The sequence below is a fragment of the Rhodococcus sp. G6(2025) genome, assembly GCF_058628105.1.
This window is the reverse complement of record NZ_CP179751.1, coordinates 776,524-802,909: the sequence shown is the minus strand read 5'-3', so window position 1 is coordinate 802,909 and position 26,386 is coordinate 776,524. Positions and strand designations below refer to the sequence as shown.

Below are 26,386 nucleotides of genomic sequence, written 5' to 3'. Positions count from 1 at the left end.
GCCCAGGACTTGGCTCAGCGACGTCGTCGCGCACCTGGTCTACGGCGCCACCGTCGCCGGGGGGTCACGACGCGTCTCTAGCCGCCGGTGAGCGTTCGAAAGGCGGTGGCGACGACGCCGAGGGCACCGAGGCCGGCGGCGATATTTGGATGACCTGCACTACCGCGCCGTATACACGTCATGATCGTGCGGGTCGGTATCGGCGCTTCGCGTAGTGGGACACGCACCACAGCGTGCGAGGACGGGATAGGCACCATCCGCGGCAACAGACAGACGCCGAATCCTTCTGCGACCAAGGCGGACACGGCATACCACTCCTTGACCTGGTGGGTGATGCGGGGAGCGAATCCCGCTGCGAGACACGCTGACACGAGTAAAGCGTAGGTGTCGTTGTTCTCCTTCTTGACAATCCATTCCTCGGCAGCGGCCCCGCTGAGTGCCACACCCTCTGATTTCGCAAGAGAATGGTTCGCGGGGACCAGTAAGTCCTGCGGGTCGTCGAGCAGCTGATACTGCTCGAACCGAGGATCGACAAGAGTCGGAGCGTCGGGACTGGGGAGGACGATTCCCACGTCGGCCTGCTCGGCACCGACGAGCCGGTAGCAGTCGAGGCATTCTTCTTCTCTGATTTCGACCTGCAGCCGGGGGTGGGTTACCGCGAGACGACGAGCAGCGGGTGCGGCCAGTGCCGCGACAGCCGAGGACACCCCGCACAGACGCAACGGACCGGTCGACTCGCGGCCCTCGGCGGCGAGATCGGCCTGGGCGCGTTGCCATTGAACCTGCAGTGTGTCGGCGTGGTGGAGCAGCATGCGTGCGGCCGGGGTCAGGTGCACCAGTCGGCCTTCGTGGCGGAGCAGGTCGACGCCGAGATCACTGGCCAATGTCTTGAGCTGTTGGGAGACCGCGGACGGGGTCAGATGCAGCGCCGCGGCAGTCGCGGTGACGGTGCCGTAGTCGGCCAGGGCCCGCAGGACCTGTAACCGCCGCAGGTCGATCATGAAGTCCAATCTAAACGAAATTGCGCCCAAAGTATTGATGGACCTGCACCTTTATCGTGGCGATGCTGGGTGCATGAGGAACATAAGCAGCCTCTCCGCTCCCGCTCTCGTTCTGTGTAGCGTGGTCAGCATCCAGTTCGGGCAGGCGCTGGGCAAAGGGTTGTTCGACTCCGTGGAGCCCTCCGGCGTGGTGGCATTGCGTCTCGGCATAGCTGCGGTGGTGCTCCTGTTCGTGTGGCGGCCAAGGCTGCCCCGGCCATGGACCGACCGGGCGGTGATCCTCGGATTCGGTACGGCGATCGCGGGGATGAATCTCGTCTATCCCGCCCTGCACTACCTGCCCACGGGTGTCGCGACGAGCCTGCAACTTCTGGGGCCGATCACCCTGGCCCTGGTGTCGTCCCGACGGTGGTCTGACGTGGTGTTCGTCGGTCTCGCCGCGACCGGGGTGTGGTTGTTCTCCGGATCGCCGAGTGGCGCGTATCCGGTCACCGGCATCGTGTTGGCGCTGGCCTCCGGAGCGTCGATGGCCGGCTATCTGCTGATGGGCCGACGAGCAGGAACGCGCAGTGCCGGCGCCGAACCCTTGGCGTGGGCGGTTACCTGGGCGGCTCTGGTCACGGTGCCGGTCGGTGTGTTCGACAACGGTGCCGCGCTCCTCGAGGTCCGAACCGTCGCCATCGGCGCAGTCGTCGCGGTCCTGTCCGCCGTGGTGCCGTACTCGCTCGAACTCGCGGCGCTGCGTCGCCTGCCGCCTCGAACCGTCGGTGTGCTGCAGAGCCTCGAGCCCGCCGCCGCGGGGATTGCGGGAACCGTTGCACTCGGCGAAAACCTGCACGTCGCACAATGGCTCGCTGCCGGCTGCGTCAGCGCCTCGAGCATCGGAACAGTCCGCCGATCCCCGCCCCAAGTGCCCGAACGATCCCTCGACTCACTACCGCAGCGCCGCTCCCCGCGGGTTGACATTCCGCGCATCCGAACGGCTACCAAGACGCTCCACAATGCGGTGTCCACGGATCGCGTCTCCACGCGGAAATCCGAAACACACATGCCGCCAGCTCGAAGAGCCTATTGACGGCGCGACGTCGTTGACGGAGTCCTTGGGGGCTCGTCGTCACCGCACGCCGCGACATTGTTCACCATCGTCGACCGTCCCAGCGAGCAGGTCGTGTGGATCCAAGTCACTGTTGCGTGGGCGGATGTCCGGACGGATCCCCTGGCGGCGACTACTCCTCATCGCGCCATCTGCGGGTTGCGGCCAGCCACTCGGTACGCGAACCCACGTCGGGCCGTCTAGGGGTCCAGGTATCCGCACACGAGCGCCGCACCCACGACACGGCGCCTGTTCTGTCATTTCTTGTCTTCGGCCTTGCCGACGCCTCCCTGATGAGCGGGTCCGACCCCGGAGTCGCTGTCCTCGGTCTCGGCGGCATGTGCGGCGGGCTTCTCCTCGGCCGGCGAGGCCATCGCACCGCGGGGGGTCTCCTCGGGTTCCGGGGACTGCATTCCGTCGGCGTCCACGTGCTCGTCGTGCGCCGGACGCCCCTCCTTGGTGCTCGTCGTCCGGCCGTCGTACGGCGGTATCGCCGGCTTCGCATCCCCGGGCGGGAGCGACCCACCGGCAGCAGCGGGATTGGCGCCCGGTTCCGCGGTGGACTTTGTCTCCTCCTGCTCCAGTGACCCCGGTTCGCGGTCCGTCTCGCCTGCTCCAGCCTGGTCCGGGCCCGCGTCCCGCGCGCCTTTGGGGCCACGCTCGGACTGCGGCTCCTCCTGCAGCTGCTTGCCTGGTTCGGTACCCATGATTCTCTCCTCACCGACGCCCCAGAATGCCGGATTCTCTGCTTCGTTCGCGGCTGACGTCTGCTGTAGCTATGCCCAGGGACACGAACGCGAAACCGCACCTCTCCGGATAAGGGCACGAGTGCTCTTTTGCGGAGCCTCGATGACAATCCGTCGATAGCGGACGGCAGGTCGGCGCTACCTCCGCCTGGACGGCTCGGTGATTTCCCGCACGGTCGACGCATCATTCTGCTGAAGAGTTCTTCAGTTGTCAGGTGTTGGACAACACGGTTTTGAGCGAACCGCGCTCGCGGGTGTCGAACTTTTCGTACGCGTCGAGGGCGTCGGCGGTGGGTTCGTGTTGGGTGATGAACGTCGTCGGGTCGATCAGGCAGTGGCCGACCATGCCGAGCAGCCGAGGAATGTAGCGGCGATGGTTCGGCTGAGTCGGTTGCTCGCCGACGGTGATCTCATCGCGGCACAGGAAGCGTTAATGCGCCTGGTCGCCCGGAAGGAATGGAGCATCGCTGCGCTGTTGCCGCTGCTGGTGCACCTGAGTGGCTTGCCGCCCACCGCATCGGAGCTGGAACCGCCGACGTGTTCGTCGTCCGAATCCGGATAGACAACGTGCGGGCGGACATCGACGCTCTTGCTCCCGACCCGGGGAGCGCGGCGTGCGGTCCTCCCTCAGCTGGCGCGCATCCCGACGATGCGGTCCTTCATGCCAGCGCCGCCGCCCACACCCGACCCATCGGCCGCGCCCACACCGTTCTCGACTTACTGGTGTGGATTTATACCCTCGGCATCGGCAGATCCTCGCCGCCCTCGCGGTGGTGCGGCAGTCCTCGAAGACTGGTAGTCGATATCGTCAGGGTTGCGGTTCGAGTGCCGCAGCGGCCGGGTAGAGCACGGTGATGGCTTTGCGGCTCCTGCCATACAGGAGCGAAAGCTGTGCGGCTGGTACGAGCACGGTGAATCCGGGTATCCGGTGAGCAGCCAATCAAGTGAGGAGGAACGCCATGCCGCGGTCATCGATCAAGGACGAGAAGGTGTACCAAGAAGTACGCAAGGACGGTGCGTCGAAGCAGAAGGCGGCACGGATCGCGAACTCGGCCGCCAACCGTGGCCGGTCCGCTACCGGCCGCAAGGGTGGCAAATCGTCGTCTTACGAGGACTGGACCGTCGACGAGCTGAAGAAGAAGGCGAAAGAGGTTGGTCTGTCGGGTTATTCGTCCAAGCGCAAGGGTGAGCTGATCGACGCACTCCGCAGCCATTGAGGGTCCGACGACCTAAAGCGGTACCGCCACAGTCAGGTTCATGGAGATCTGCCGCAGCGCCGCGGCGTGATGGGTTCGAATTCATGTCGGCGCCTGGAACGCTTCCCCGATCCATTGTGGCGGCGCGGCGATACTGCATGCCGGTGTCACGATCACGTCGCTGACGCAACTAGTGCGCACCAGGGCGGCTGCTCGTCACCGTGGGGATGTTCGTCAGAGTTGGAGGGAGGCCATGGCAACCACCACCGTGCCGGCAAGGACGGTCCGCGGCGGGATACCCACCCTCGGGGTAGAGGAGGAGTTCGTCCTCGCCGACCCGCACACCGGGCGGCCCAGCCTGCACAACACCGAAGTCATTACCGCCGGCCGCGACCTCGGCATCAATCTCCAGGCGGAGTTCTCCCGCTGCCAGATCGAAACCGCCACCTCGATCGGCACGCACATCCGGGATCTGCGCGACCAATTGTGCGAATCCCGCGCAGTGACCGCCGACGCCGCCGCGCGCACCGGGTGTCAGCTCCTCGCCGTGGGCACCCCCATGTACGTCCCGCCACCCGACTCGATCACCGATACCCCCAGGTATCGGCGGATGGCCGAACAATTCGGCGCGCTCGCGACCGGAGTGGTATGCGGCTGCCACGTGCACGTCGGGGTGGCAGACCGTGAGCAGGCGGTCCAGGTGATCAACCATCTCCGACCGTGGCTGCCCACGCTGCTGGCGCTCACCGCGAACTCCCCCATCGCCGCCGGGTGCGATACCGGGTATGCCAGCTGGCGCTACATCCTGTTCGGGCACTGGCCCAGTGCGGGAGCACCCCCGTATTTCGCCTCCTCCGCCGACTACGATGCCGCGGTCGACGCGATGCGCGAGAGCGGCACGATCCTTGACACCGGCATGGTCTATTGGGATGTGCGGGTCTCGGATCATCTGCCTACCGTCGAGATCCGCATCAGCGATGTCCCCGCCACCATCGACGAGACGATGACCCTGGCCACCCTGGTGCACGCACTGGTCATCACGGCGGCGCGCGCGATCGAACACGGCACACCGGCACCAAGGATTCACCAGGAGCTGCTGCGCGGTGCGTGCTGGCGGGCGGCCCGCGACGGGCTTGCCGGGCACGGTTTCGACCTGACCACCATGCGCCTGGTGCACGCGCGGCGGCTGGTCTACCAACTGCTGACGCATGTCAGGCCTGCCCTGACGGAACTCGATGAGTACCGGCAGGTCGCCGGGTCGCTGTCGGCGATCCTCGATCACGGCAACGGGGCCGTCCGGCAACGCCGGACCCTGGCCCGTCGGGGCAGTGTCGCCGAGGTGATCGCGGAGTGTGCGCGCCGCACCTTCGAAGGATGCATTCCCGAACCGGACGATGCGCTGCCGCTCTAACCGCCCACACCTGGTTCTCATCGGGATCCTGCCACGGTCTCGTCGCTCACGGAGTCTGATTCGCCGCCCTCGGGTCTCAGGCGAAATCACTCAACCTACCGAGATCGAATTAACTTGGCAGGGCAAAACATACTCCTTGCCCCGAGCGAAACCGGCAGCGTCCGTGCCGATTGCCGGCGGAAGGGGTGCGGCCTCGACACCCCTGACAGTCCGGCCGCCCGTGTTCCGACCTGGCGGGGTTCAAACACGCAGAACGCGAGATAAAGCCGACGCCGCATAACCACCCACCGGACTTGCCCGATCGCCTACATTTCGTAGGACCGAACGATCGGTGAATGTGGTCCCGCATTCGCGATCGCAATCATGGTGATGACCCTCATCTGCGCAACAACGGGCCAGAGGACTGTGGCGCGCCTTCGTGGAGTGCTCCGTCCCCAGGCCGATACAATCTAGTGTCCGGACCCTAGCTTCATCCTGCTACTCGGCCGCCTCGGCGTGTGCGGGGAGCGCATCCCGCTCTTGGCTCGAAGCCGGGAAACGGGAACCAGGCTTCGCGACCCGTCACCGCCAACCAACACAATGCCGTTAATCATTGCCGCTAGCAACGGGGTTGGTGCGGAGCGTCCGCTGCTCGTCCGGTTGCCGGACCTCAATCCGACCGTGCCGCACGCGGGCCTCGTACACCTGCTGCGGTCGCGTTGCCGGACCCCGCATGACCCGGCCGTCGGCGACACGGAAGCGGCTCCCGTGCCAGGGGCATTCGATGCACCCGTCATGGAGTAAGCCGTCGTGAAGCGGTGCGCCCCGATGGGTGCAGCGGTTACTCAGGGCAACGACGCCGTCAGGGCGATTCACCAGCAGCACCGACACGGTGCCGACCAGCACGGCGACCATTTCCCTGCCGGTCAGCACAGTTTCCGGTGCCGCGTCCGTCCAGTCCGATGGCAGGGTGGAAAACGCGGTGGTATCGACCCCGACTCCTGCAGCATAGGACAGATGACCCCCGAGCCAGCCGCTGACTCCGAGCAGTCCTGCCCCCGCTGCCGACAGGCCGACGCCGACGCCGTGACGGCCGCGTCGTCGGGCGGTCCACGACGCGAGATACACCCCAATGGCTGCATAGTTCGCGGCCGCGTGGATTGCGCCGATCCTGCGCTCGGCGCCGAGTGTGTCGGCCCAGTCCGACGCGCCCGTGAGAGTGGCCGGCACCGCGGCCATGGCACCCAGCCCCACGAGCTTCGTCGCGGCCATCCGCGCGCTCCTGCCGCCGAGAGCATCGAGGAAACCGGCGCTGACCCACGCCCCGATTGGCACTGTAACCAGGAGTGGGTGCAAAGGGTGCCCGAGATCGGTGCCGGACAACGCATCCTTGGCCCGGCCGGCCGGAAGCCACCTGTTGATCGCGTTCACGACCGCACCGGCAGGGCGATCCAATCCATGAGCGTGTTCGAGCCGCCGCACACTTCGCTCGAGTAGATTCACATCCACCTCATCCCGATATTCCCTCGACGAACACCTTTCGGACCACTCCGGCGCGGATGCCCCGTTGCCGAGCTGCGCAAACGAACGCTTCTGCGCGCCACGGTGTTGCACGCCGTCAACCCGGCAGAGTCTCACCGCCCAGCGGGGCGAGCACCTCCCCGGAGTAGTAGGACGACAGCAGACCGGAAGCGAAGAACACGTAGGATGGGGCGATCTCGTCGGGCTGCGCTGCCCGCCCGTAGGGGGCCTGCTTCCCGAATTCGGCGACTTTCTCCTCGTCCATGGTTGCCGGGATCAGTGGTGTCCAGACCGGTCCTGGTGCAACACAGTTGACGCGAATTCCGCGGTCCAGCAGGGTCTGCGCCAACGAGTACGTCAACGCCGTCACCGCCCCCTTGGTCGCGGAATAGTCGATCAACGACTTGTTCCCCCGCAATCCGTTGACCGAGCCCGTGTTGATGATGGCCGAGCCCCGGCCGAGATGGGGCACGGCCGCTTTCGTCACGTGGAAGTAGCTGTCGATGTTTACCGAGAACGTGTGCCGCCACTGCTCATCGGACAGATCGAGGAAGTCGTCGACCGGTTCCTGGTAGGCCACGTTGTTGACGACGATCTCGAGCCCGCCCAGTTCCGCGACCGTGCGGGCTACTACGTCACGGCAGTGTTGCGGATCGGCGAGATTACCGACGAACGTGCGACAGCGTCGCCCTTCTTTTTCGACCAACTCAGCCGTGTGGGCCGCGTCGTCGCTCTCCTCGAGGTAGGCGATGGCCACGTCGGCGCCTTCTTTCGCGAACGCCACCGCCACGGCGCGGCCGATCCCCGAGTCTCCGCCGGTGACCAGCGCCCGCTTGCCCGTCAGTAGTTCGTTGCCCCGGTACGCACGCATCTCGTCATGCGGTTCCTCAGCCATGTCCGACGTGCGGCCGGGATAGTCGATTGTGTGTGGCGTGTGTTCGCTCATGCACTTCTCCGATCGGGTGAACATTCACCTGTCGAGTACCCGGCCCGCGAGCGGGCAAATCGACGCGGCCGCGCGCCGGAAACCTGTTTTCACGTCGCCCACCGTGGGTAGACGGCACTGGGGAGGGCGGGACCCTGCTTCCCGCCGGCATGCGTCGACCGGAGGTATTCGATGACGCCGGCATGCGTCGACCCGGAGGTATTCGATGACACTGACCGCCACAGGACCGGCCGCAACCGCTCGGGAGCGCCGCGCGGCGCTGCCCGACGTGGCGCGTTTGTTCGGTCAGGTAGCGCTACCGTTCCTCGCCGCCGGCGCCATTGCGCGACGCCGTCCCGTAATGGGTCTACTCGAGCGACTGCAGGCCGACGCGGCCACGGCGCGGCAGATACCCGCACTCCGCGAGCGCTACGGTGACGGACCGCTGCCGTTGCGAGTATTCGGCCGGGACCTCGCCCTGGTCCTGTCGGACGAGGACGTCGATACCGTGCTGCGCACGAACGCCGACGCCTTCACCGCGGCGAATCGCGAAAAGACGGCGGCGCTGAGCCCGTTCCAACCCAACGGTGTCCTGATCTCACAGGGCGACCTTCGTGCGCGCCGCCGGGACGTGAACGAGCAGGCTCTGGACACCGAGCAGCCGATGCATCACCTGGCAGCCCCGATTGCGCGGGTGATTCGAGACGAAGCAGACAAGTTGCTGCGCACTTCCCGTGCCACCGGCAGCCTCGACGCCGCCGAGTTCACGCTCTGGTGGTGGCGGACGGTACGACGTGTCGTGTTGGGAGAGTCCGCGCGAGACGACCACGAATTGACCGACCAGTTGTGGACGCTGCGCGCGAACGGGAACTGGTCATTCGCTCACCCTACCCGGCACGCCTTGCGGGACAGGTTCACCCAGCGGCTGCAACGTTACGTCGAGTCGGCACCGCCGGAAAGCCTCGCGGGTGCGCTGCGTGAGGTCTCCACCAGCGCACCGATCGACCCCGTCGGCCAGATCCCGCATTGGTTGTTCGCGTTCGACGCCGCCGGAATGGTGACGATCCGAACGATGGCGCTCCTCGCGACTCATCCGCGGCACCGCATCAAGGCACTGGAACGGATCGAACCGTCGACCCTGGACGAGCCGCAGCCCTACGAGTACCTGCGTGGGTGCGTCCTCGACAGCACCCGGCTCTGGCCGACCACCCCCGCCATCCTTCGGGATTCCCTCGTGCCGACGGAGTGGGAAGACAACAACGGACGGTACTCGATTCCCGCCGGTTCCGCGTTCGTCATCCTGGCAACTGCCTTCCACCGGGACCGCCACGCCTTCCCGTTCGCCGACCGATTCGAACCCGAAATATGGATCGACGGACGGGCCGAACACTACCGCGGGCTCGTCCCCTTCAGCGCCGGACCGACAGCCTGCCCCGGCCGCAACGTGGTCTTGCTGGTAACCAGCACGGTGCTCGCCAACCTCTTCACCCGCGCCGACTTCACCGTCACCTCACGCACCACACCCGACCCGGACCAACCCCTCCCCGCCACGCTGAACAATTTCGGGATCACCTTTTCCGTCCGATGAGTCACCCGTCCGCCTCCATCGGTGCTCGTCCACTCGCTCGGGTGCGGGAGGGGTAGATAGGTGCCGCACGCTCCCCGCAAAGTCGTGATCACCGGTGCCACTGGAAATGTCGGCACCGCCCTTCTACGCCTCTTCGCCGCACAGGAACCCGCAACCGTGGTGACGGGAATCGCCCGCCGAACACCTCCCCGCACGGCACCCTACGAGCGCGCGCAGTGGCATGAGCTCGACCTGGCACGAGACGATGCCTACACCACACTCGCACCTCTGTTCGCCGGAGCGGACGCCGTGGTCCATCTGGCGATCGCATTCCAACCGGCACGAGACCGCGACTACCTGAGACGCACAGCGGTCGCCGGGACGCGCGCGGTCGCGCAGGCGGCGCGCGATGCCGGCGTGAAACAGGTGGTCCACCTGTCGTCGGCGGCGGTGTACTCCCCCGGCGCCTACGGCGGATACGTGACCGAACAGTGGCCCCGCCGCGGCATGCCGCGATCGATCTACAGCGTCGACAAGGTCGCCGAGGAAGACGTTCTCGACCAAGTCGAGCAGGACATCGCATCGGATGGGCGGGCACCTCTTGTCGTCACCCGGCTACGTCCCGGCCTGATCGCCCAGCATGATGAGGCCACCGCGCTCCTGCGCTACGCGGCACCGAGTTACCTGCCGCGAAGCCTGACGCGGCGGATACCGGCACTGCCGGTACTGCTCCTCGACCGCACACTGACACTTCCGGTCATTCACACGGACGATGTCGCCGACGCGGTGATGAAGGCCCTCACCCATCGTGCGCCCGGAGCGTTCAACATCGCCGCGGACGAACCACTGACCGCGAAACTGCTCGGTGACGTCTTCGACGCTCACCTGGTGCACGTACCGTCGACAGCATTGAGCATTGTCACCAACATGGCTTGGTCGCTCCATCTTTCGCCCATTCACAGGGGGTGGATCGATCTCGCCTATGCCACCCCGCTCGTCGATTGCTCCCGCGCCCACACCGAGATCGGGTGGCGTCCCCAGCACGAGACCGAATCGGTGATTCGCGAACTCGTTGCAGGAGTCGAGGACCGATCACGCAGTACCAGCGCAGTCCTCGGCGAACGCTCACCGGCCGTGCGGCTGCGAAAACTCCTCACCTCTGGGCCCGTCACCAGACGGAAACTGCCCTGACGGCGCTGGACGGAGCGTGATCATTGCGACCCTCACACCACGCCGCCAGGAGTTTCGAGAAAGAGTCCGCTGTGAACGTCGATCTGCTCGACGGTGGAACCGATCGCTCTTGCCGGCGGTACTGGTCGACAGCCTCTGTGACGCCCGCTGGACCGCGGAAATGCACCTCGAGACTCGTGGTTTGTCACTTCCTGATCACCACGACTTCACGCGCCATCCGTCTCGTCGATTACTGCCGCGCCTATACCGAGATCGGTTGGCTTGCTCGGAGGGATTGTTTGACGATCCTGGGCGACTCAGTCGAAGACTCCGACAATGTCGAGAACGAGTAGGACCGCGATCGCCAGGAATACGACAACGATCACACCGATAACCACCATGGTCGCAATACCTGTGGGTGGAAACGCCCAACTGGTGCGCGGTTCGTGCTCGGACAGTCCCGAAGTTTGCGCGGAATCGGGTGGGGTCGATCCAGGCCGGACCCCCCCGGCTCCAGGTCTGGGGTATCCGCCGGATCAGGGTCTGGGGGTTGAGTGGTCATGGTAAGGATCCTCTCGGCTACTGCCGTCCGGCGCTTCCTTGCCACCGCGACCCGAGTGAACCTGCGGGGGATCATGGGCCGGGTCACCGTCCATTCCTCGTCGTCCACAGTGCGAACGATCGGCAGATCCCGCTCGAGTACGCTCACCACCTCTACAACGACCTCGTCAACAGCCCGAAAGGTGAATTGAGAATCTTCACCGATCGCGAGGGCGGGGTCGAACATTGCAGTGTCGACAATATGTCCGTTGTACGGGACTACATCTGCGACTGGATCGACGACACCGTCAACGAACTCCGCGGCGGCCACCTCGACCAAACAATCGCACTGCCACCCCAACCGTCACCACCTGACCACAACCAAACCGGAACGAGATCTGCGGGTGCCCGGGATTGCTCAGGAAAGGGCGGGTGAGTTCTCCGAGTCGGCAGGCTCGTCGACCGGCGCGGTCGGCGGGGGCCTGTCGTGTAGGACGTTGAGGAGGCGGGTAAGCGCCGGGACATGAGCACCATCACCGAAGCAGTCGATGTCAACGTTCCGATCCGTGTGGCCTATGACCAATGGACCCAGTTCGAGTCGTTTCCCCAGTTCATGGAAGGCGTGAAGGAAGTCCGGCAGATCGATTCCACCACCACCCATTGGGTACTCGACATAGCCGGGCAGAGACGCGAATTCAACGCCACCATCACCGAGCAACACCCCGACGAGCGGGTGGCGTGGAAATCAGATGTCGGCCCCGACCATGCCGGGTCATCACCTTCCACCGACTCGACGACACCCACACCCGAGTCACCGCCCAGATGGATATCGACCCGGACGGCCTCGTCGAAAACGTCGCCGACAAACTCGGCATCCTGACCCACCGGGTCAAAGGGGACATGACGAAATTCAAGGAATTCATCGAAGCACGCGGCACCGAAACGGGCGCCTGGCGCGGCGACATCGACCGCCCCGACCACGGCCTCCCCGACGAGACCTAACCCTCGCACGAACCTGGGTGCGGTGCAGGCAAATCCATTTCTTGGCGGACGCGGGGAGACGAAGTTGCCGATGACAGGGCCGAGCACCCTTCCGATTGCATCGGAAGAGTCCAGCATCCGGCGCGCAACGAGCCGTTGGTGTGGGCAGCGTTCAAGCTACTCCTCGGGGTTCGGCGAGTACCGCGGCGGTTGCGGGGGACGGCGGGGCGTCTCAGTCGTGCCCTGAATGGCTCTTCGCTCCCCGCTTCTTGTACAGCACATAGGCGACGACAACGACCAGAATGAGTATCCCGAAGATTTCCACATCAAGCGGATACCCGGATGGTGCGTTCCTCATGTGTTGCGCACAGACGTGCTTCGTTCGGTCGCAAAACCCTCAGCGGCAGATCGTGGCGGTCCCGGTGCGCGCCGTCACCGCCGCGGTGGTCGAACTGATGCCACCGAAGACGTGCGCGGGCATTCTTCTCATCTCCGGCGGCAAGAAGTTCGAGACCGTCGCACCGACCTCCGAACTACTCCGAAAACTCGACCACGCGCAGCAACAACTCGGGCAGGGACCGTGCGGGGCAGCTGCAGTGAACAACCTCGTGGTGCGCAGCGACGATCTTCGTGCGGAGCCGCGATGGCGCAGTTTCCGGGGATTGCCGTTGAGGTGGGGATTCTCAGTTCGGTGTCGTTTCAGCTTTATACCGCCGACGGAAATTGGGGGCACTCAACGTGTTTGTGTTCTCTCCAAACGCGTTCGGCCCCGAGGAGGAGGCCGCGGGTGAAGTTCTCGCCACCCACGCCGCGTTGGCCCTCACCGCGGCGCGCACCGAGGAGCAACTCCGATCAGCGGTCGCCTCCCGCGACGCCATCGGACAGGCGAAGGGCATGCTGATGGAACGATTCGACATCGACATCGACGCGATTCGCGCGTTCGAACTGCTCACGAAACTCTCCCAGGAGACGAACACCCGATTGAGTGTGATCGCGCAACAGGTTATCGACCGTCGGTAGAACAGGCCACGTCACCGGAAGGCGTTCAGGATTGGAACCACGGCGACGTAACGGTCGGCGAGGACGCCCCCCGAGGATCCACCATGGGTTCGACGCATCCGCCGCCGATGGCCGGCAGCGGCCGGATACTGCAGGGGCCGGCGCGCGCCGGGCTGGGCCTGAGGGAACCGGCCAGCCGAGGCGGCACCTCCGACCCCGTTAACCAGAGAGTAGCGATGATGCGACCGCATGGGGGAATGCGACACACCACCATCAGGTCTGGCACTCAACACGGCCGAGTGCTAAATTGCTCTCGCACAGTGATGGCGGCTCCGCCGAGGTGGCGGGCCCTTGGACTGAACATGGGAGGTGTGTTGCTGTGCTGCGTTTCGATCCTTTCACCGACATCGACTCGATGACCCAGTCGTTGCTGGGCGCTCAAACCGGATCGTCTCGTCGTCCGCGGTTCATGCCGATGGACCTGTACAAGGTCGACGACCACTACGTCCTGCACGCCGATCTGCCCGGTATCGACCCCGGTTCGATCGACATCGATGTCGACGCCGGGGTATTGACCCTGACCGCCCATCGAAGCCAGGCAGACGATGGTGTGCAGTGGTTGACATCGGAGCGATTCAGCGGACGTTACCGGCGCCAGGTGTCGCTCGGAGAGAACATCGACGTCGACCGCATTTCGGCAAGCTACGACAACGGTGTCCTCAGCGTAATTCTGCCCGTCGCCGAACGAGCGAAGCCGCGGCGCATCGAGATCACCCGCACCGGCTCACCCGTGGAGTGCGGTGACCGCACCCTCATCGAAGCCTGACCCCGTCCACCACGCACGTCGGTTCGGTCCAGTGGCGCACCCCTCGCCACTGGATCGAACCTACTGCAGGACATACACAGCCGATCCCCACCGCACGCCCTGCGAGGACCTGAAGCGATGACTGCCACCACGACCGGGTTCCGACCCGATCCCCGCGGCCGCGAGCACACCCATCCCGGACCACCACGTTGTCGCGTCCCCACGGCGGCCAGCTCAGTGACCTCTCGATCATGCTGGGCTCGCTGTCGATCGTGATGTTCTGGATGTTCGGATTCGGCATCCTGCTCGGTGCCGGCGCCATCGCGGCCGGAATCGCCGCACACCGGCACCCCGCCGTCGAAGGGAACGAGTCCAAGGCTCTCGAAGCGCTCCTCGGCGTCCTTGCCGGCGCCTTCGGGATCACCGCTGGGCTGGTCTTCCTCGCCGCAGCTTTACCCAATCTCTGACGTAACGCACCCGGAAGCCCGTTCAGCGTGCGTGCCCGGAGGTATGCCACAGGAGTCAGGCGCGGCGTGTACGCTCAGCGTCCACCTGCACATTGTGATTGGGCGGCACAGTTTCTGGGTACTCGTCGCGATGCGAGAACGGCGATCATGTGCAGCCACCAAGGACGGAAGAGGCCGCGATTGCAGTCGGCGTTTTCTGCCGTGTTGTCCGGGAATTTGGCTGATTTCGGTGTTCCTGACGAAAGGAGTCGCGCCATGTCTCCCCACCCCACCTCGGGAGCAGATCGTATCGAACCGTCACCGGACGATGACCTCATCCGTTGGCCGGATCCCAGCCCGCTGGACCTGTGGTGGCAACGCATCATGTCCGACACCCTCCGACGAAGCCGAGACAGTAGCACTCTCGAAACGTCCGGACGGCGCCCGCCGCACCCACTCCACGAGCAGCAGGACGCACACCCACAAGCGGCAGGATAGCGTCCGACGAGTCCCCTGAAGCGGAGTGTCGACCGAAAAGACGACGGACACAATCCAAACCAGACCCGACACCTTACGGGAGCGACGAGATACGGCGACGCCCCAGAAGTGCATGAGAGGCTCGGTGCATATACCGAGGGCACAGGTAAACGTTCGGCAGGACGACACCCCATAGCGGGGCGGGCACCGGATCCGGTGCGATGATGGTGGCTGCAGAGTGATCCGTTGATGCGGACGCCGAACGCGGCGAGTCGTGGTGGTAGGCCGGTGGTGCCGGTGTGCGCCGCGGTCGGCACCCGAAACGTTCACCACGTTCCAGCACACTCAGCGCGGCCGGTGCCCGCGGTCCTACTCAGCGACGCCGGCACCGGTCTCGACTGGACGAATCACCTCAGCTGGAGTCCGTGCTGGCAATTGGGAATCTGCCCGGGTCGGTACCTGACCATCGTTGGGTCACACACGGAAAGGGCCTCTCTTGTGCTTCGGTTCCGCGGGATTCCTCGCGCGGCGTAGGGCGCACCTCAGCGGTGCCGTCGGGCTGGTCCGACCCACAAGCCGGTGGTGGGTGGGCGCCGCGGCGGCGGGTTGGCGACCACGACGACGCGAAGGGGAGGTGATCGCCGTGGCCACGCCGGGGGTCCGGCCGCCTCCCTCCCGGTCACTGTCTGGTCGTGGGCGGCCCGGTGTTCGGGGTCGCGCAGCAGGGCGTAGGCAGTCAGAACGTGCTGGAGGTGCTCATCCGCAGCCGGATCTGCGGGCCGGTGGTGGGTGCGGGTATCGGGGTGATGCTCGCGCAGCAGTCGCCGGTAGGCGCTGGCGATCTCGGCCTGGGACGCCGATGGGGACAGTCCCAGCACCCGATACGGATCTCGCCCGGTGGCCATTACCTCGTTCCTTTTCGTGTGATGCACACGAGACGGTGGTTCCGGGCTCGGGATGCCGGAACCACCAGAGTGGGACGGGCCCGCCCCCCGCTTTCCGCCGGTTTCTTTCCTTGCTTTGTTGCTCGCTGGGCGGGCACTGCCCCACCCGGGGACGGCCGACAATCGCCGTGTGTGCCAGTCAATGGCGGTGCGCCCCGGTCGAATACGACAGACACCACATGATCGTCGCATTCGCCGTCGGCGCCGTCACTTTGTTCTCGGTGGATCGGCGGTACCGGGCGGGCGGTGTGCCCGGGATTCGCCGCGCCGCACGGGATGGAAACAGGTGACCGGAGGCGGCAGCGGACGAACCCGTCGACTGGTGCACTCGAGTGGGTGATCACCCCCTTCTCGACTGTCCACGGGTCGGAGCACATTCACCTGGACCGGTGGCCCGGTTGCGCTGGCTTCTCGGAGGTGAGCGCTGCGTGGCCCGGACGTCGGGGGCCGGTGGGGCCGTCACCGTCCACCACTCCGAAGAGGGAGGGGATGGATGCGGCGGACCGGCCGGTGCGGTGGCCACCCGGTTGAGCAGGACCACGGTCCGCGGCGTGAGTGCGTCGGCGAGGATGCGATCCGAATCGGCCACGAGCAGTGCGTATTCGAGCTCGTGCCACGGCCGCACCACCTCGTGTTCGGTACGCTCCCCATCAGCGATGGGCTGCAGTTCGGTGGCCATGTTCGCCAATGTCATCCTCTGTTCACCCCCTCCCGAGCCGTGTCACCCCGGTTGAGCGTTGCCGGATTTCGCCTCAGGCGTTGACGGCCTTCTGCTCGGAATGACCGTTACTGCTGATCTCGATCTTGCGAGGCTTGGCCTTCTCCGCGACCGGGATCGTCAACCGCAGCACCCCTGCCTCGTAGCTCGCCTCGATCTTGTCCGCATCGAGATTGTCCCCCAGGAACAACTGCCGGCTGAACACCCCGCGCGGACGTTCGGCGGCGACCATCTCCTGGTTCTCGTTCAGCGCGGCCCGTTCGGCGCGCACCGTCAGAGTGTTCTTCTCGACGTCCAGATCCAGCGAGTCGGCATTCACCCCGGGGAGATCGAACTCCACCACGAACCGGTCCTCTTCGCGCCAGGCATCCATCGGCATCACCGCCGGACGGGCCGCGGTGCCGAGGATCTGCTGTGTCAGACGGTCGAGATCCCGGAACGGATCCGTCCGCATCAACATCGTGTCCACCTCCTGAAACCTTCTTCATTCCACCAGGTAAACTCCAGCAGATGCTGTAGGTTTGGTATATCACCTGTCGTAGATGATTACAAGAGGTTGTGCGAGAAAATTCCGATCGGAGCGAAATGTCCGAAGAAGACGAGCGGCGCGGCTCCGAAATACCGTCGGTGCGTGGTGTGTACGGCATTTCGGTAGCCGCAGAGCTGTCCGGGTTCGGGGTCGCGGCGCTGCGCCTGTACGAGGACTACGGCCTGATCACACCGAGTCGCACCGGTGGAGGCAGCCGCCGGTACAGCGATTACGACCTGGCCCGACTGGGGCGCATCGCCGAACTCATCACCGCCGGGGTCAACCTCGTCGGCATCGGCCGGGTCCTCGACCTCGAGACTCGCACCGGCGAACTCGAACGCGACAACCGCCGCCTCGCGGCGGACAACGCGCAACTGGGCGCCGAACAAGCTACCGCCACCGACACCGGCACCACCTCTCTCATCCACCCCCGGGACGACACCGTCGAGGACCAGACTGTCGGCGAGGTGGCGCGGAGCCGCAGACCACCCGAACCGGCCGCCCTCGGCGGTCGTCACCGGGGCGGCGTCCACGTCTGGGGGACAGCGCTTCGCGGGAACGCGTAGGCGGCCCCCACTGACAGGGCAGGAACACGGGCGACAGCGGCGAAGCAAAGTCGGGACGGCGATGGTGTCTATGCAACGACGTCCGCGACGCCGTTGATGTGTACCGCCGGCGTGCCCGGCTGTGGGCGTGGGATCCGGGGTTACCGCGCAGAAAAGAGGTGGCCCCGGCGTCGGGGGGTTACGCCGGGGCCGTGTGGTCCTCGAACCCAGACTCGAGTGGGTATGCCGAGGAGCACTCGCGAGAATACGCCGGACCTGCAGCGGGTGGACAGCACTAGACGATGGGTACCACACTCCCCAACCGTCGACGGTGGCCCAGTCGACCGCCATGCTCACCCGGCGACGATCTCCACCCGGTGAACCGGCGATGTCGTCACCGGCAGGGTCGCTCGTGAGCGGCGGAGGCGGTGCCGAACCGGTGGACGAGAGTGGGAACCGGAAAGTTGTCCGGGGTCCGGCATTCGAGGTGCATCAGGTCGGCGGCGAGCTCGTCGACCCGGTCGGCGATCACCTCCGGTTTCGGGCATCGGCCGATCCCGAGGCCGCCGATGATCAGGACGCAATCGGTGCGCTGTCCCTCGATGCCCAGGGACCATCCGAAGTGATGGTTCCACGCGATCAGGGTGCGGCGGCCGCTGTAGTACCGGAACTGCTCCGCCAACACCAGCACGGCATCGAAGGTGACCGTGTCCCATTGGCGGATCGCGTCGGCGTTCAATGCCCGCGCGACCGAGAACACATATCCCTGGACGTCGGGGGTTTCGCCGGCACCCACACCGTGGCTCATTGTGAACACTTCCTCCATCGCGGATCATGTACCCGTCCGCGGCGACGTCGAAACTACACCTTCTGCGCTGGTCAGCGGAAGAAACTATCGCGATCCGGCGCCGCGGACCGCCGGGTGATCCGGCCACGGCATGTTTGGGATCGGATCCGGCCGGGCACGACGCACTGGAAGCCATTCCCCAGATGTCGACGGAGGTGTCCTCGATGGTCGGATTGCCCAGTCACACCACGCCCGATGCCCGCGGTACCGGATCGCGTACCCGCGCGCTCGACACCGCCGAGGGCGTGCTCATCGGGCTCCGCCGGATCCCGGCCACGGACGCCTTCGACGAACTGGTCTCCGCGGCCCGCCGCCACGGAATGTCCGTCTTCACCCTCGCCGAGGCCCTGGTCGCGCTCGCCAGCGGGAACGAGTCCACCGAGCCCGCCACCGCCCGCGCGGCCCGCGCCGAATGGGGCGCCCTGTTCTTGCCCTGAACCGCCCGCGGGACCCAGGTCTGTCCGGTATGCGCCCGCGGTTTCGGCGGAATCGTCGGCGGATACTCTACGGGCACTACCGTCCGGACAGATTCGGACACACCGTTGTTCGGACGGTAGGGCCCACCAGCTACGGTGATTGTTGGGCGCTCACTGGCTGGTGGGCCACCTTGCCGGCCGTGACCGGCCTGGTGCGGTCGGTGACATTTCTTCCTCTAGCCCCGCATGACCCAGTGTGGCGGATGTCCTCATGGGGAGCCCCGTCCCTCTTTCGGTTGAGGCGGTCGTGCGGCGGCCCGGTGTGTCGAACCGGGCCGGGCCGGGCGGGGCCGGATTGTTTCCAGGCGCGGCCGGGTATTTCGGTATTCACGCCGCCCCCGCGTCCGGACGCGGGTGACGGCCAGGCTCCCCGGTTCAGCCCCGTAGCCGGCGGATGAGGTTCCCCCCGAAAAGTGGACACCGAGTTAGCGGGACTCCAGTCCCGCTGGAAGGATGTCCGTATGCCTCCTCGCAAGCGTCGGTCGTTCACGGCCGAGTACAAGGTCGAGGCCGCCCATCGTGTGATCGATTCCGGCCGTACCATCGCAGAAGTGGCCCGGGAGCTGGGCCTGAACGAGAGCCTGTTGGGTGAGTGGGTCAAAGTCGAGCGCCGCAGGATCGCTGCCGCCGAGGTCCATGGAGAAAAACCTCTGGACACGGCCGAACGCGCCGAGTTGCTGCGACTGCGACGGCAGGTCGGCGAGCTCGAGAAAGACAACGCTTTCCTGGTAAAAGCCTCGGCGTACTTTGCTGCGATGCAGAAGAATCGACCCGGTTCGATCTGATGGTGAAGTACGCCGGCCCCGACGACATTGCGGAGACCGCCGGTACCGCCGCACCGGAAGGTGAGCGCTTTTCGATCACGCGGATGGCGCGACTGCTGACAGTGTCCACATCTGGCTACTACCAGTACATCAAACGCAGAGCTACCACGGTGCTGACGCCGAGACAGCAGCGTCGCGCCGACCTCGAAGTCAAGATCGTCGAGATCCACAAGGATTCGAAGGGAACCTACGGGTCTCCGCGGGTCACGGCCGAGTTGCGTGCTCACGGCGAGGTGGTGAACAAGAAGACGGTGGCCAAGATCATGGCCTCGATAGGCATGGAGGGCATCAGTCCGCGCACGTTCAAGGTCAAGACGACGGTGGTCGATCCGCAGGCGTCGTTCCCGCCGGATCTGATCGAGCGGCACTTCGACCAGGGCCGACTCGATGCCGTCTGGCTCACCGACGTCACCTATCTCACCTCCGGTGAAGGAAACATGTTCTTGTGTGCAATCCGGGACGGCCATTCGCGGAAAGTGTTGGGATACAGCATTTCTGATCACATCGGTGCCGAGATGGTCACGACAGCCATCGACCGCGCCGTGGCTGCGCGCGGTGGGTGGTGTCGTCAGACGATCCTGCACTCGGACCGGGGTGGGGAATACACGGCTCACCTGACCGCGGCCGCCTGTTTCCGGCACGGGTTGCGTCGGTCGATGGGTGCGACCGGGATCTGCTGGGACAACAGTCCTTCCGAATCGTTCTGGTCGACCTTCAAGCACGAGGAATACTATCGGCACGTCTTTGCGACGAAGTCTGATCTCGTTGCCGCAGTTGACAGCTGGATCATCTTCTACAACACTGTCCGACGACACTCGGCAGTGGGAATGCAAAGCCCCGACAGCTACGAGAAGTCACTTCGGGCGGCAGTCGCCTGAAGCAGGTAACCCCCTTGTCCACCGTTCGGGGGGAACCTCAGGAGCCGCCCCGGCGTAGTTCCGGGCGCAGGGTCTCGGCGCGTCCGAGCCGACGTCCTGCGACCTGATCCGACGGGTCACTACAGTCCGTGAGAGCGCATCAGAGCCGTTGCGCGGGAGAAAGGTGGAGGAGAGTTGCTCAATGTGGCGTTGTTGGTGATCGCGGTCGCGGCGGGTATGGCGGGAGCTTCCGGACTTCACCATCTTGGCCGCCGAAGCGCCCTGCACCAGGACTGGAGTGCAGATGCATGAGCAGCTTGATGAGTGCGCCGAGCGGATCTCGGCGACAGCGCGCGGTCGGCAACTCACCGTGGCCACCGCGGAATCGCTGACCGGCGGACGGATCTCGTGCGTTCTCGGGGCCGCGCCGTCGTCGTCCGAGTGGTACCGAGGTAGCATCGTCGCCTATGCCAGTTCGGTGAAACATGGATTGTTGCGGGTTCCCGACGGCCCGGTTGTCAGCGAACCCAGTGCGCGCACGATGGCAGCGTCGGTCGCCGAGCTGCTTGGCGCGGATCTGGCGGTAGCGGTCACCGGAGTCGGTGGACCGGAGCCTCAGGACGGACAATCACCGGGCACTGTGTGGTTCGGGGTCTTCGCTGGCGGTCAGATACGCACCGAACCACGCCACTTCGACGGTGATCCCGGCGAGGTCGTCGAGGCGACCACGGCCCATGCCCTGTTCCTGCTCGAAGATGCCCTCGACCAGTAGGTGCGGGTGCTCATGGGATTTCGGATCGGCAGGTGTGAGGAGTGGTCGACGTTGTTGCGGATCCCGGGTGTTTATGCCCCACAGGACGATACGTGGTTACTTGCCGACGCGATGGCGGAGCAGTCCTTGGACGCGGATACGCGCGTCCTCGACCTCTGCACCGGCACCGGGGCGCTTGCCGTGCGGGCGGCCGAGCTGGGTGCCGGCAGCGTGACTGCGATCGACATTTCCCGTCGCGCCGCCCTCACCGCCACACTCAATTCCCGCGTGAGCGGGCACACGATCCGGGTGCTGCGCGGAGACCTCACCGCCCCCGTCCGTGGGGAACGCTTCGATTTGGTGATTTCCAACCCGCCGTATGTGCCCGCCGAGGACGATCGGCTTCCCGGCACGGGCATGGCGCGGGCCTGGGATGCCGGCACCGACGGGCGAGCGCTGCTCGACCGGATCTGCATGCAGGCACCCGACATCCTCGCCCCGGAAGGAACACTGCTTGTTGCCCAGTCGGCACTGAGCGGGGTGGACAAGACACACGTCATGCTCGAAGAGCAGGGGTTACAGGCCGACATCGTGGCTCGCCGCGAGATTGCCTTCGGGCCCGTCCTGACCGCACGCCGCCGCATGCTGGAGTCTCGCGGCGTCATCACAGCTGATCAACGTAGCGAGGAAATCGTGGTGATTCGAGCCCGTCGGCACCGGTAGACGCCACGTGTCGTCCGAATCATCCGCACTCCGCCCACTGACTTCGAAATAGTTGCAGGCGAACGGCACTCGACCTTATGCACTGGAGAACCCATCGAGTCATACCCGTGCGGTGCCTCGCGACGAGTGGAGATCATCGATGGTGCCGACCGCCATTCATCACGGTAGGGCAGCCTGCAGCAACACCTCGGTGTCGATGCGCTGCGCCGAGCCGGCGGGTCTGGGAGATCGTGTGCGCGGTACCGCCCCGACTCGCCCGCATCCGGTGGTCGCGCGGCGGCCACCGGGCAATGCGGTCGCGGCGCTGCCGCTGACCGGCATCGATCGCACCCGGGATCGATGTGAGCGCCTCGCCCGCCACGCCCCCGGCTATCTTGCCGGACCTGCCCGCCGCACCAGCCGCGTCCTGGCTGCGATCGCCGGCACGGTCGGACACCTGCCGCCGCTGCGCCACGGCGAACACTCGTCCACTTACCGCTGATCCGCCATTGGACTGCGGCGCGGAGGTGCGCCGATCGTGCCCAGGCCGCTGCGACAGTTTCAGGCACGATCTTCGTTTCCGGCCGACACTCTTAGTCGTCGAGGTGCTCCCCGGCGGGTGTGGGCGCGTCCGGCGGTTCGGATCGCTGGGCGATGTCCGCGGTGCCGGCGACGGTCGGCGGGTGTCCGCCCCTGCCGATGTGCGCCTCCACCCGCATCCGCTCGGCCATGTGCGGGTAGTGCAGCTCGAACGCGGGGCGCTCGGAGCGGATGCGGGGCAGCTCGGTGAAGTTGTGCCGCGGCGGCGGGCAGCTGGTGGCCCACTCGAGCGAATTGCCGTAACCCCATGGATCGTCCACCGTGACCACCTCGCCGTACCGGTAGCTCTTGAAGACGTTCCACAGGAACGGCAGCGTCGAGGCGCCGAGGACGAAGGCGAAGATCGTCGAGAAGGTGTTGAGGAACGTGAAGCCGTCCGTCGGCAGGTAGTCGGCGTAACGACGCGGCATACCTTCGTTACCCAGCCAGTGCTGGACGAGGAAGGTGCCGTGGAATCCGATGAACGTGGTCCAGAAGTGCCACTTGCCCAAACGCTCGTCCATCATGCGACCGGTCATCTTCGGGAACCAGAAATAGATGCCCGCGTAGGTGGCGAAGACGATCGTCCCGAACAAAACGTAGTGGAAGTGGGCGATCACGAAGTAGCTGTCGGTGACGTGGAAGTCCAGCGGCGGGCTCGCGAGGATCACGCCGGACAGACCACCGAACAGGAACGTGATGATGAACCCCACCGAGAACAACATCGGCGACTCGAACGTCAACTGCCCCTTCCACATCGTGCCGATCCAGTTGAAGAACTTCACCCCCGTCGGGACGGCGATCAGGAACGTCATGAACGAGAAGAACGGCAATAGGACCGCGCCGGTGGCGTACATGTGGTGCGCCCACACCGCGATCGAGAGCGCCCCGATCGCCAGGGTCGCGAACACCAGTCCCGTGTACCCGAAGATCGGCTTGCGGGAGAACACCGGGAAGATCTCGGTGACGATCCCGAAGAACGGCAGCGCAATGATGTACACCTCCGGGTGGCCGAAGAACCAGAACAGGTGCTGCCACAGGATCGTCCCGCCGGTCGCCGGGTCGAACACATGCGACCCCAGGTGCCGGTCGGCGGCCAACCCCATCAGCGCCGCGGTGAGGATGGGGAAGGCGAGCAGCACCAGGATGCTGGTGATGAAGATGTTCCAGGTGAAGATCGGCATCCGGAACATGGTCATCCCCGGGCAGCGCAGGCAGATGACGGTGGTGATCATGTTGACCCCGCCGAGGATGGTTCCGAGCCCGGACAGGGCCAGGCCCAGGATCCACAAGTCCGCTCCGATGCCGGGCGAATGCACGAACGAAGTCAGCGGCGAGTAGGCGGTCCACCCGAAGTCGGCGGCGCCGCCAGGCGTGATGAACCCACCGAAGGCGATGAGCCCGCCGAACAGGAACGCCCAGTAGGAGAACGCATTCAGCCGCGGAAACGCCACATCGGGAGCGCCGATCTGCAGGGGCAGGATGTAGTTGGCGAACCCAAACACGATCGGCGTCGCGTAGAGCAGCAGCATGATCGTGCCGTGCATGGTGAACAACTGGTTGTACTGCTCGTTGGACAGGAACTGCAGGCCGGGCACCGCCAACTCGGCGCGGATCAGCATCGCCATCAGGCCGCCGGCCAGGAAGAACGCGAACGCCGTCACCAGATACATCAGGCCGAGCGTCTTCGGATCCGTCGTGGTGATCATCTGGACGACGAACCCACCCTTGCGCCGGTATCGCGGCGGATACGGCCGGGTGGGGGTGAGGACACGCATTCCCGTGGCAGTCATGGCAGATCTCCAACTCGGCTCCCGTCGCGGTAACGCGACAATGGGACAGTTCTTACCCTGGTCGCGCTCACCCGAAACCGTCATTGCTCGGAATGTCGCGACGATTAGTTTGGGCGGACTCGGGGTACTGCGGATCCATGAAACTGCCGCCGGTCCCGCTGACCCGCACCGAGAGTGGAGGCTACGCCGAGCCCACGGTCACGGTCAGCAACCGTTGCCGGCCGATCGTGATCACCGACGCGACCGCCTCCTACGACGAGCAGTACCGTGCCCGCGTGCATCGGTACCTCCTGCTGATGACGATCCGAATACCCGCGCTCCTGGTCGCGGCACTGCTCTACGCCGTCACCGGCAACCCCTGGGGTGCGGCGATCCTGCTCATGGCGTCGATCCCGCTGCCCTGGATCGCGGTGCTCATCGCCAACGACCGCCCCGCCGTGCGCCGGCGCCCCCACCGGCCCGTTCCCGATCTCTGGCCTGCCACGACCCGGTTCAAGAGCAGCTACTAGCCCACGGCGCCCTGCGTGCGCGCACCTTCTGCGCCGCCTCGACCCTGCCGACTCCCGCTGTAGGCGCCGGCCCGCACCCAGGCGAGCCATGCGGGGCGCAGCGCCATCTCCGGCGGCCGGTGGAGCACCGGGTCGAAGCTCGGCTGCTCGTCGTCCGGCGCATCCCGGATCTGCGTCAGCATCACGTGGCCGGCCGGAGTAAACGATCCGGACTCCGATACCAGCTCCAACCGGAACCGCAGTGGCGCTTCGGTCATCGCCTGCGCAAGCGCGTGCAGCGACGTCGTTGCCGGATGCGGGCCGATCGGTGTGGCGAGCACCCACCTGGTGTCGGTTCCCCTCGACAAATAGGGCATCAGGCTGCTGTACCGGGCACTGCGCCACCCCATCGCGGGAATAGGAACCATCCGTGTCCATGCCGAGGTGCCTGCGCTGGCCAGCAGCAGATCCCACTCGTGTCGGGTGGATCGAGCGGAACCTTCAGCGCGAGCCCGAGCACGTCCGGTAACCCTGACGGTGTTCCCACTCCCCCGGACAGCCTCGCGACCGCACTGATCGGCGTTCGGACGGGCAGCGTCACCAGGCGGAGTCGAATTCGATATGCCCGGCAGTGGTGAGACCGTGCGGATGGAAGACCCGAACACCGCCCCGGACCGCGGCGGCCGCCTGAAAGGGTGCCCGGACGAGCGCACTCCGGGCACCGCCTAGCAGTTTCGTCAGTTCCCCGCCCTCCACGCGATCGTCGCTATTTGATCACCGCGTCGACGGTTCTTCAGTGCCGACGGTTGAGCGGGAGACGTGGGCGCCTTGCCCTTCAGTTCCGGCAGTCGCGCACCCAGTTTTCTGGAGTTGCTTCCGGCCCAGTTCTTCTCGGACCTTGGGGAACAACTCCTGCTCTTCCTCGTCGACATGGTGTCGCCCTTCTCGATCAGCACGACAGTCTGTCACGATCGCCCAGACCGCCCAAGAGGAAGCGTTAGCGGACGGTTCCCGGGGTCGTGCCGGGGGCCGTGGCGGCGACAGTGCGACGCCCGAGAAGCACACCGAGGGCGATCATTCCGAGACCGAGCACGAAGTGCAGCCAGTTGTCGGCGTTGTTGACCGGAACAAAGTTGGCGGCGCTGTCCATATCGATGAGCAACCCATATAGCCACAGCACCAAGTAGATGATCCCACCGCCGACGAGGAACGCTTTCGCCGTCGCCGCGGCCCTCGCCATGACCAGGCCCGCGATCCCGAACAGTAGATGAACAATATTGTGCAGGATCGAGACCTCGAAAATACCGAGGAGCTTGGCGCCGGAGTGGTGGCCGGCGAAGGTGAGCATGTCGTAGTCAGTGGTGATACCCGGTATGAAGCCGAGGATCCCGACGAGCAGGAACACCGCCCCGACCGCCACGGCAGCGATTTGGACAGGGGAACGTGTCATCGATGTCGCGGTCGAACGTTGAGTCA

General features: G+C 65.6%; 28 protein-coding genes and 4 pseudogenes. 18 read left to right on the top strand and 14 right to left on the bottom strand.

Translation table 11 applies throughout. From position 1 onward, the window contains the following. Positions 1-77: 77 nt before the first annotated feature. Entirely contained in the window at positions 78-1,001 is a 924-nt protein-coding gene (locus ACLIVD_RS40765; protein ID WP_491933048.1) for a LysR family transcriptional regulator, read from the bottom strand. Positions 1,002-1,074: 73 nt separating this feature from the next. Here ACLIVD_RS40765 and ACLIVD_RS40760 point away from each other — a divergent pair, with 73 nt between their 5' ends. Then, positions 1,075-2,076: an EamA family transporter gene (locus ACLIVD_RS40760; protein WP_491933049.1), complete on the top strand. Its 1,002-nt coding sequence runs from the start codon at positions 1,075-1,077 to the stop codon at positions 2,074-2,076. Between the two features lie 275 nt (positions 2,077-2,351). On the opposite strand, the gene ACLIVD_RS40755 is transcribed toward ACLIVD_RS40760, so the two are convergent. Beyond that, positions 2,352-2,801 carry a hypothetical protein gene (locus ACLIVD_RS40755; RefSeq protein ID WP_491933050.1) on the bottom strand — a complete coding sequence of 150 codons (450 nt, stop codon included), beginning with the start codon at positions 2,799-2,801 and terminating at the stop codon, positions 2,352-2,354. Between the two features lie 250 nt (positions 2,802-3,051). Next, complete coding sequence (locus tag ACLIVD_RS40750; protein WP_491933051.1) at positions 3,052-3,186, bottom strand: hypothetical protein; 135 nt, start codon at positions 3,184-3,186, stop codon at positions 3,052-3,054. Here ACLIVD_RS40750 and ACLIVD_RS40745 point away from each other — a divergent pair. From ACLIVD_RS40745 to ACLIVD_RS40735, 3 genes are all read left to right on the top strand, one after another. Continuing rightward, the gene (locus ACLIVD_RS40745) at positions 3,175-3,402 is read left to right on the top strand and encodes a hypothetical protein (RefSeq protein ID WP_491933052.1); all 228 of its coding nucleotides are present in this window, start codon (positions 3,175-3,177) and stop codon (positions 3,400-3,402) included. The genes ACLIVD_RS40750 and ACLIVD_RS40745 overlap by 12 nt on opposite strands. Positions 3,403-3,799: 397 nt before the next feature. Next, positions 3,800-4,057, top strand: a complete 258-nt coding sequence (locus ACLIVD_RS40740; protein WP_491933053.1) for a DUF7218 family protein — start codon at positions 3,800-3,802, stop codon at positions 4,055-4,057. Positions 4,058-4,289: 232 nt separating this feature from the next. Further along, on the top strand, positions 4,290-5,447 hold the full coding sequence (locus ACLIVD_RS40735; protein WP_491933054.1) for a glutamate--cysteine ligase 2: 1,158 nt from the start codon (positions 4,290-4,292) through the stop codon (positions 5,445-5,447). A 585-nt stretch (positions 5,448-6,032) separates the two neighbouring features. Here the strand turns inward: ACLIVD_RS40735 and ACLIVD_RS40730 are convergent. Next, a complete protein-coding gene (locus ACLIVD_RS40730) occupies positions 6,033-6,857 on the bottom strand; it encodes a Rieske (2Fe-2S) protein (RefSeq protein WP_491933502.1) in 825 nt (274 codons plus the stop codon). A gap of 187 nt (positions 6,858-7,044) precedes the next feature. Continuing rightward, positions 7,045-7,893, bottom strand: a complete 849-nt coding sequence (locus ACLIVD_RS40725) for an SDR family oxidoreductase (protein ID WP_491933056.1) — start codon at positions 7,891-7,893, stop codon at positions 7,045-7,047. A 205-nt stretch (positions 7,894-8,098) separates the two neighbouring features. Between ACLIVD_RS40725 and ACLIVD_RS40720 the strand changes: the two genes are divergently transcribed. Together ACLIVD_RS40720 and ACLIVD_RS40715 are read left to right on the top strand one after the other, a co-directional pair. Then, the gene (locus ACLIVD_RS40720) at positions 8,099-9,460 is read left to right on the top strand and encodes a cytochrome P450 (RefSeq protein ID WP_491933057.1); all 1,362 of its coding nucleotides are present in this window, start codon (positions 8,099-8,101) and stop codon (positions 9,458-9,460) included. A gap of 60 nt (positions 9,461-9,520) precedes the next feature. Then, positions 9,521-10,630 (top strand): NAD-dependent epimerase/dehydratase family protein, encoded by a 1,110-nt coding sequence (locus tag ACLIVD_RS40715; RefSeq protein WP_491933058.1) that lies wholly within the window; start codon positions 9,521-9,523, stop codon positions 10,628-10,630. A 296-nt stretch (positions 10,631-10,926) separates the two neighbouring features. Here ACLIVD_RS40715 and ACLIVD_RS40710 read toward each other — a convergent pair. Further along, positions 10,927-11,171, bottom strand: a pseudogene (locus ACLIVD_RS40710) (DUF6480 family protein). A 501-nt stretch (positions 11,172-11,672) separates the two neighbouring features. On the opposite strand from ACLIVD_RS40710, the pseudogene ACLIVD_RS40705 reads away from it, so the two are divergent. The 4 genes and pseudogenes from ACLIVD_RS40705 (at position 11,673) to ACLIVD_RS40690 (ending at position 14,401) form a co-directional block, all read left to right on the top strand. Continuing rightward, a pseudogene (locus ACLIVD_RS40705) lies at positions 11,673-12,151 on the top strand (SRPBCC family protein). A 335-nt stretch (positions 12,152-12,486) separates the two neighbouring features. After that, a pseudogene (locus ACLIVD_RS40700) lies at positions 12,487-13,150 on the top strand (GAF and ANTAR domain-containing protein). Between the two features lie 358 nt (positions 13,151-13,508). After that, on the top strand, positions 13,509-13,955 hold the full coding sequence (locus tag ACLIVD_RS40695) for an Hsp20/alpha crystallin family protein (RefSeq protein WP_491933059.1): 447 nt from the start codon (positions 13,509-13,511) through the stop codon (positions 13,953-13,955). A gap of 188 nt (positions 13,956-14,143) precedes the next feature. Further along, a complete protein-coding gene (locus tag ACLIVD_RS40690) occupies positions 14,144-14,401 on the top strand; it encodes a hypothetical protein (RefSeq protein ID WP_491933060.1) in 258 nt (85 codons plus the stop codon). Positions 14,402-15,399: 998 nt separating this feature from the next. On the opposite strand, the gene ACLIVD_RS40685 is transcribed toward ACLIVD_RS40690, so the two are convergent. The 3 genes from ACLIVD_RS40685 to ACLIVD_RS40675 form a co-directional block, all read right to left on the bottom strand. After that, complete coding sequence (locus ACLIVD_RS40685; protein ID WP_491933061.1) at positions 15,400-15,762, bottom strand: J domain-containing protein; 363 nt, start codon at positions 15,760-15,762, stop codon at positions 15,400-15,402. A gap of 379 nt (positions 15,763-16,141) precedes the next feature. Further along, positions 16,142-16,495, bottom strand: a complete 354-nt coding sequence (locus tag ACLIVD_RS40680) for a hypothetical protein (protein WP_491933062.1) — start codon at positions 16,493-16,495, stop codon at positions 16,142-16,144. Positions 16,496-16,553: 58 nt separating this feature from the next. After that, entirely contained in the window at positions 16,554-16,979 is a 426-nt protein-coding gene (locus ACLIVD_RS40675; protein WP_491933063.1) for an Hsp20/alpha crystallin family protein, read from the bottom strand. Positions 16,980-17,104: 125 nt separating this feature from the next. On the opposite strand from ACLIVD_RS40675, the gene ACLIVD_RS40670 reads away from it, so the two are divergent. Beyond that, on the top strand, positions 17,105-17,614 hold the full coding sequence (locus ACLIVD_RS40670; protein WP_491933064.1) for a MerR family transcriptional regulator: 510 nt from the start codon (positions 17,105-17,107) through the stop codon (positions 17,612-17,614). A gap of 373 nt (positions 17,615-17,987) precedes the next feature. Here ACLIVD_RS40670 and ACLIVD_RS40665 read toward each other — a convergent pair whose 3' ends face one another. Beyond that, positions 17,988-18,401: a DUF6292 family protein gene (locus tag ACLIVD_RS40665; RefSeq protein ID WP_491933065.1), complete on the bottom strand. Its 414-nt coding sequence runs from the start codon at positions 18,399-18,401 to the stop codon at positions 17,988-17,990. A gap of 203 nt (positions 18,402-18,604) precedes the next feature. Here ACLIVD_RS40665 and ACLIVD_RS40660 point away from each other — a divergent pair, with 203 nt between their 5' ends. From ACLIVD_RS40660 to ACLIVD_RS40635, 6 genes are all read left to right on the top strand, one after another. Then, the gene (locus tag ACLIVD_RS40660; RefSeq protein WP_491933066.1) at positions 18,605-18,877 is read left to right on the top strand and encodes an ANTAR domain-containing protein; all 273 of its coding nucleotides are present in this window, start codon (positions 18,605-18,607) and stop codon (positions 18,875-18,877) included. A gap of 500 nt (positions 18,878-19,377) precedes the next feature. Beyond that, the gene (locus tag ACLIVD_RS40655) at positions 19,378-19,701 is read left to right on the top strand and encodes an IS3 family transposase (protein ID WP_005563490.1); all 324 of its coding nucleotides are present in this window, start codon (positions 19,378-19,380) and stop codon (positions 19,699-19,701) included. Continuing rightward, positions 19,701-20,618 carry an IS3 family transposase gene (locus ACLIVD_RS40650; RefSeq protein WP_491933067.1) on the top strand — a complete coding sequence of 306 codons (918 nt, stop codon included), beginning with the start codon at positions 19,701-19,703 and terminating at the stop codon, positions 20,616-20,618. Before ACLIVD_RS40655 ends, ACLIVD_RS40650 begins: the two co-directional genes overlap by 1 nt. 283 nt (positions 20,619-20,901) lie before the next feature. Next, positions 20,902-21,369: a CinA family protein gene (locus ACLIVD_RS40645; RefSeq protein ID WP_491933068.1), complete on the top strand. Its 468-nt coding sequence runs from the start codon at positions 20,902-20,904 to the stop codon at positions 21,367-21,369. A gap of 12 nt (positions 21,370-21,381) precedes the next feature. Continuing rightward, a complete protein-coding gene (locus tag ACLIVD_RS40640) occupies positions 21,382-22,071 on the top strand; it encodes a HemK2/MTQ2 family protein methyltransferase (protein WP_491933069.1) in 690 nt (229 codons plus the stop codon). 139 nt (positions 22,072-22,210) lie between these two features. After that, positions 22,211-22,552 (top strand): hypothetical protein, encoded by a 342-nt coding sequence (locus tag ACLIVD_RS40635; protein WP_491933070.1) that lies wholly within the window; start codon positions 22,211-22,213, stop codon positions 22,550-22,552. Positions 22,553-22,643: 91 nt separating this feature from the next. Here ACLIVD_RS40635 and ctaD read toward each other — a convergent pair whose 3' ends face one another. Next, positions 22,644-24,422, bottom strand: coding sequence for an aa3-type cytochrome oxidase subunit I (gene ctaD, locus ACLIVD_RS40630; RefSeq protein ID WP_491933071.1), 1,779 nt, complete (start codon positions 24,420-24,422; stop codon positions 22,644-22,646). Between the two features lie 137 nt (positions 24,423-24,559). Between ctaD and ACLIVD_RS40625 the strand changes: the two genes are divergently transcribed. Further along, positions 24,560-24,931 carry a DUF3099 domain-containing protein gene (locus ACLIVD_RS40625; RefSeq protein ID WP_491933072.1) on the top strand — a complete coding sequence of 124 codons (372 nt, stop codon included), beginning with the start codon at positions 24,560-24,562 and terminating at the stop codon, positions 24,929-24,931. Here ACLIVD_RS40625 and ACLIVD_RS40620 read toward each other — a convergent pair. From ACLIVD_RS40620 to ACLIVD_RS40610, 3 genes and pseudogenes are all read right to left on the bottom strand, one after another. Further along, a complete protein-coding gene (locus ACLIVD_RS40620) occupies positions 24,928-25,338 on the bottom strand; it encodes a hypothetical protein (RefSeq protein WP_491933073.1) in 411 nt (136 codons plus the stop codon). The two genes, ACLIVD_RS40625 and ACLIVD_RS40620, sit on opposite strands and share 4 nt — an antisense overlap. A gap of 338 nt (positions 25,339-25,676) precedes the next feature. Then, a pseudogene (locus ACLIVD_RS40615) lies at positions 25,677-25,846 on the bottom strand (hemerythrin domain-containing protein); the annotation flags it as partial. 61 nt (positions 25,847-25,907) lie between these two features. Continuing rightward, on the bottom strand, positions 25,908-26,360 hold the full coding sequence (locus ACLIVD_RS40610) for a DUF4383 domain-containing protein (RefSeq protein WP_491933074.1): 453 nt from the start codon (positions 26,358-26,360) through the stop codon (positions 25,908-25,910). Positions 26,361-26,386 lie beyond the last annotated feature (26 nt).

Coding starts and splice junctions, on each gene's coding strand:
- ACLIVD_RS40765 (WP_491933048.1), bottom strand. CDS start 1,001: ATGATCGACCTGCGGCGGTTACAGGTCCTGCGGGCCCTGGCCGACTAC.
- ACLIVD_RS40760 (WP_491933049.1), top strand. CDS start 1,075: ATGAGGAACATAAGCAGCCTCTCCGCTCCCGCTCTCGTTCTGTGTAGC.
- ACLIVD_RS40755 (WP_491933050.1), bottom strand. CDS start 2,801: ATGGGTACCGAACCAGGCAAGCAGCTGCAGGAGGAGCCGCAGTCCGAG.
- ACLIVD_RS40750 (WP_491933051.1), bottom strand. CDS start 3,186: ATGGTCGGCCACTGCCTGATCGACCCGACGACGTTCATCACCCAACAC.
- ACLIVD_RS40740 (WP_491933053.1), top strand. CDS start 3,800: ATGCCGCGGTCATCGATCAAGGACGAGAAGGTGTACCAAGAAGTACGC.
- ACLIVD_RS40735 (WP_491933054.1), top strand. CDS start 4,290: ATGGCAACCACCACCGTGCCGGCAAGGACGGTCCGCGGCGGGATACCC.
- ACLIVD_RS40725 (WP_491933056.1), bottom strand. CDS start 7,893: ATGAGCGAACACACGCCACACACAATCGACTATCCCGGCCGCACGTCG.
- ACLIVD_RS40720 (WP_491933057.1), top strand. CDS start 8,099: ATGACACTGACCGCCACAGGACCGGCCGCAACCGCTCGGGAGCGCCGC.
- ACLIVD_RS40685 (WP_491933061.1), bottom strand. CDS start 15,762: ATGGCCACCGGGCGAGATCCGTATCGGGTGCTGGGACTGTCCCCATCG.
- ACLIVD_RS40680 (WP_491933062.1), bottom strand. CDS start 16,495: ATGACATTGGCGAACATGGCCACCGAACTGCAGCCCATCGCTGATGGG.
- ACLIVD_RS40675 (WP_491933063.1), bottom strand. CDS start 16,979: ATGTTGATGCGGACGGATCCGTTCCGGGATCTCGACCGTCTGACACAG.
- ACLIVD_RS40670 (WP_491933064.1), top strand. CDS start 17,105: ATGTCCGAAGAAGACGAGCGGCGCGGCTCCGAAATACCGTCGGTGCGT.
- ACLIVD_RS40665 (WP_491933065.1), bottom strand. CDS start 18,401: ATGAGCCACGGTGTGGGTGCCGGCGAAACCCCCGACGTCCAGGGATAT.
- ACLIVD_RS40660 (WP_491933066.1), top strand. CDS start 18,605: ATGGTCGGATTGCCCAGTCACACCACGCCCGATGCCCGCGGTACCGGA.
- ACLIVD_RS40655 (WP_005563490.1), top strand. CDS start 19,378: ATGCCTCCTCGCAAGCGTCGGTCGTTCACGGCCGAGTACAAGGTCGAG.
- ACLIVD_RS40650 (WP_491933067.1), top strand. CDS start 19,701: ATGGTGAAGTACGCCGGCCCCGACGACATTGCGGAGACCGCCGGTACC.
- ACLIVD_RS40645 (WP_491933068.1), top strand. CDS start 20,902: ATGCATGAGCAGCTTGATGAGTGCGCCGAGCGGATCTCGGCGACAGCG.
- ACLIVD_RS40640 (WP_491933069.1), top strand. CDS start 21,382: ATGGGATTTCGGATCGGCAGGTGTGAGGAGTGGTCGACGTTGTTGCGG.
- ACLIVD_RS40635 (WP_491933070.1), top strand. CDS start 22,211: ATGGTGCCGACCGCCATTCATCACGGTAGGGCAGCCTGCAGCAACACC.
- ctaD (WP_491933071.1), bottom strand. CDS start 24,422: ATGACTGCCACGGGAATGCGTGTCCTCACCCCCACCCGGCCGTATCCG.
- ACLIVD_RS40625 (WP_491933072.1), top strand. CDS start 24,560: ATGAAACTGCCGCCGGTCCCGCTGACCCGCACCGAGAGTGGAGGCTAC.
- ACLIVD_RS40620 (WP_491933073.1), bottom strand. CDS start 25,338: ATGGTTCCTATTCCCGCGATGGGGTGGCGCAGTGCCCGGTACAGCAGC.
- ACLIVD_RS40610 (WP_491933074.1), bottom strand. CDS start 26,360: ATGACACGTTCCCCTGTCCAAATCGCTGCCGTGGCGGTCGGGGCGGTG.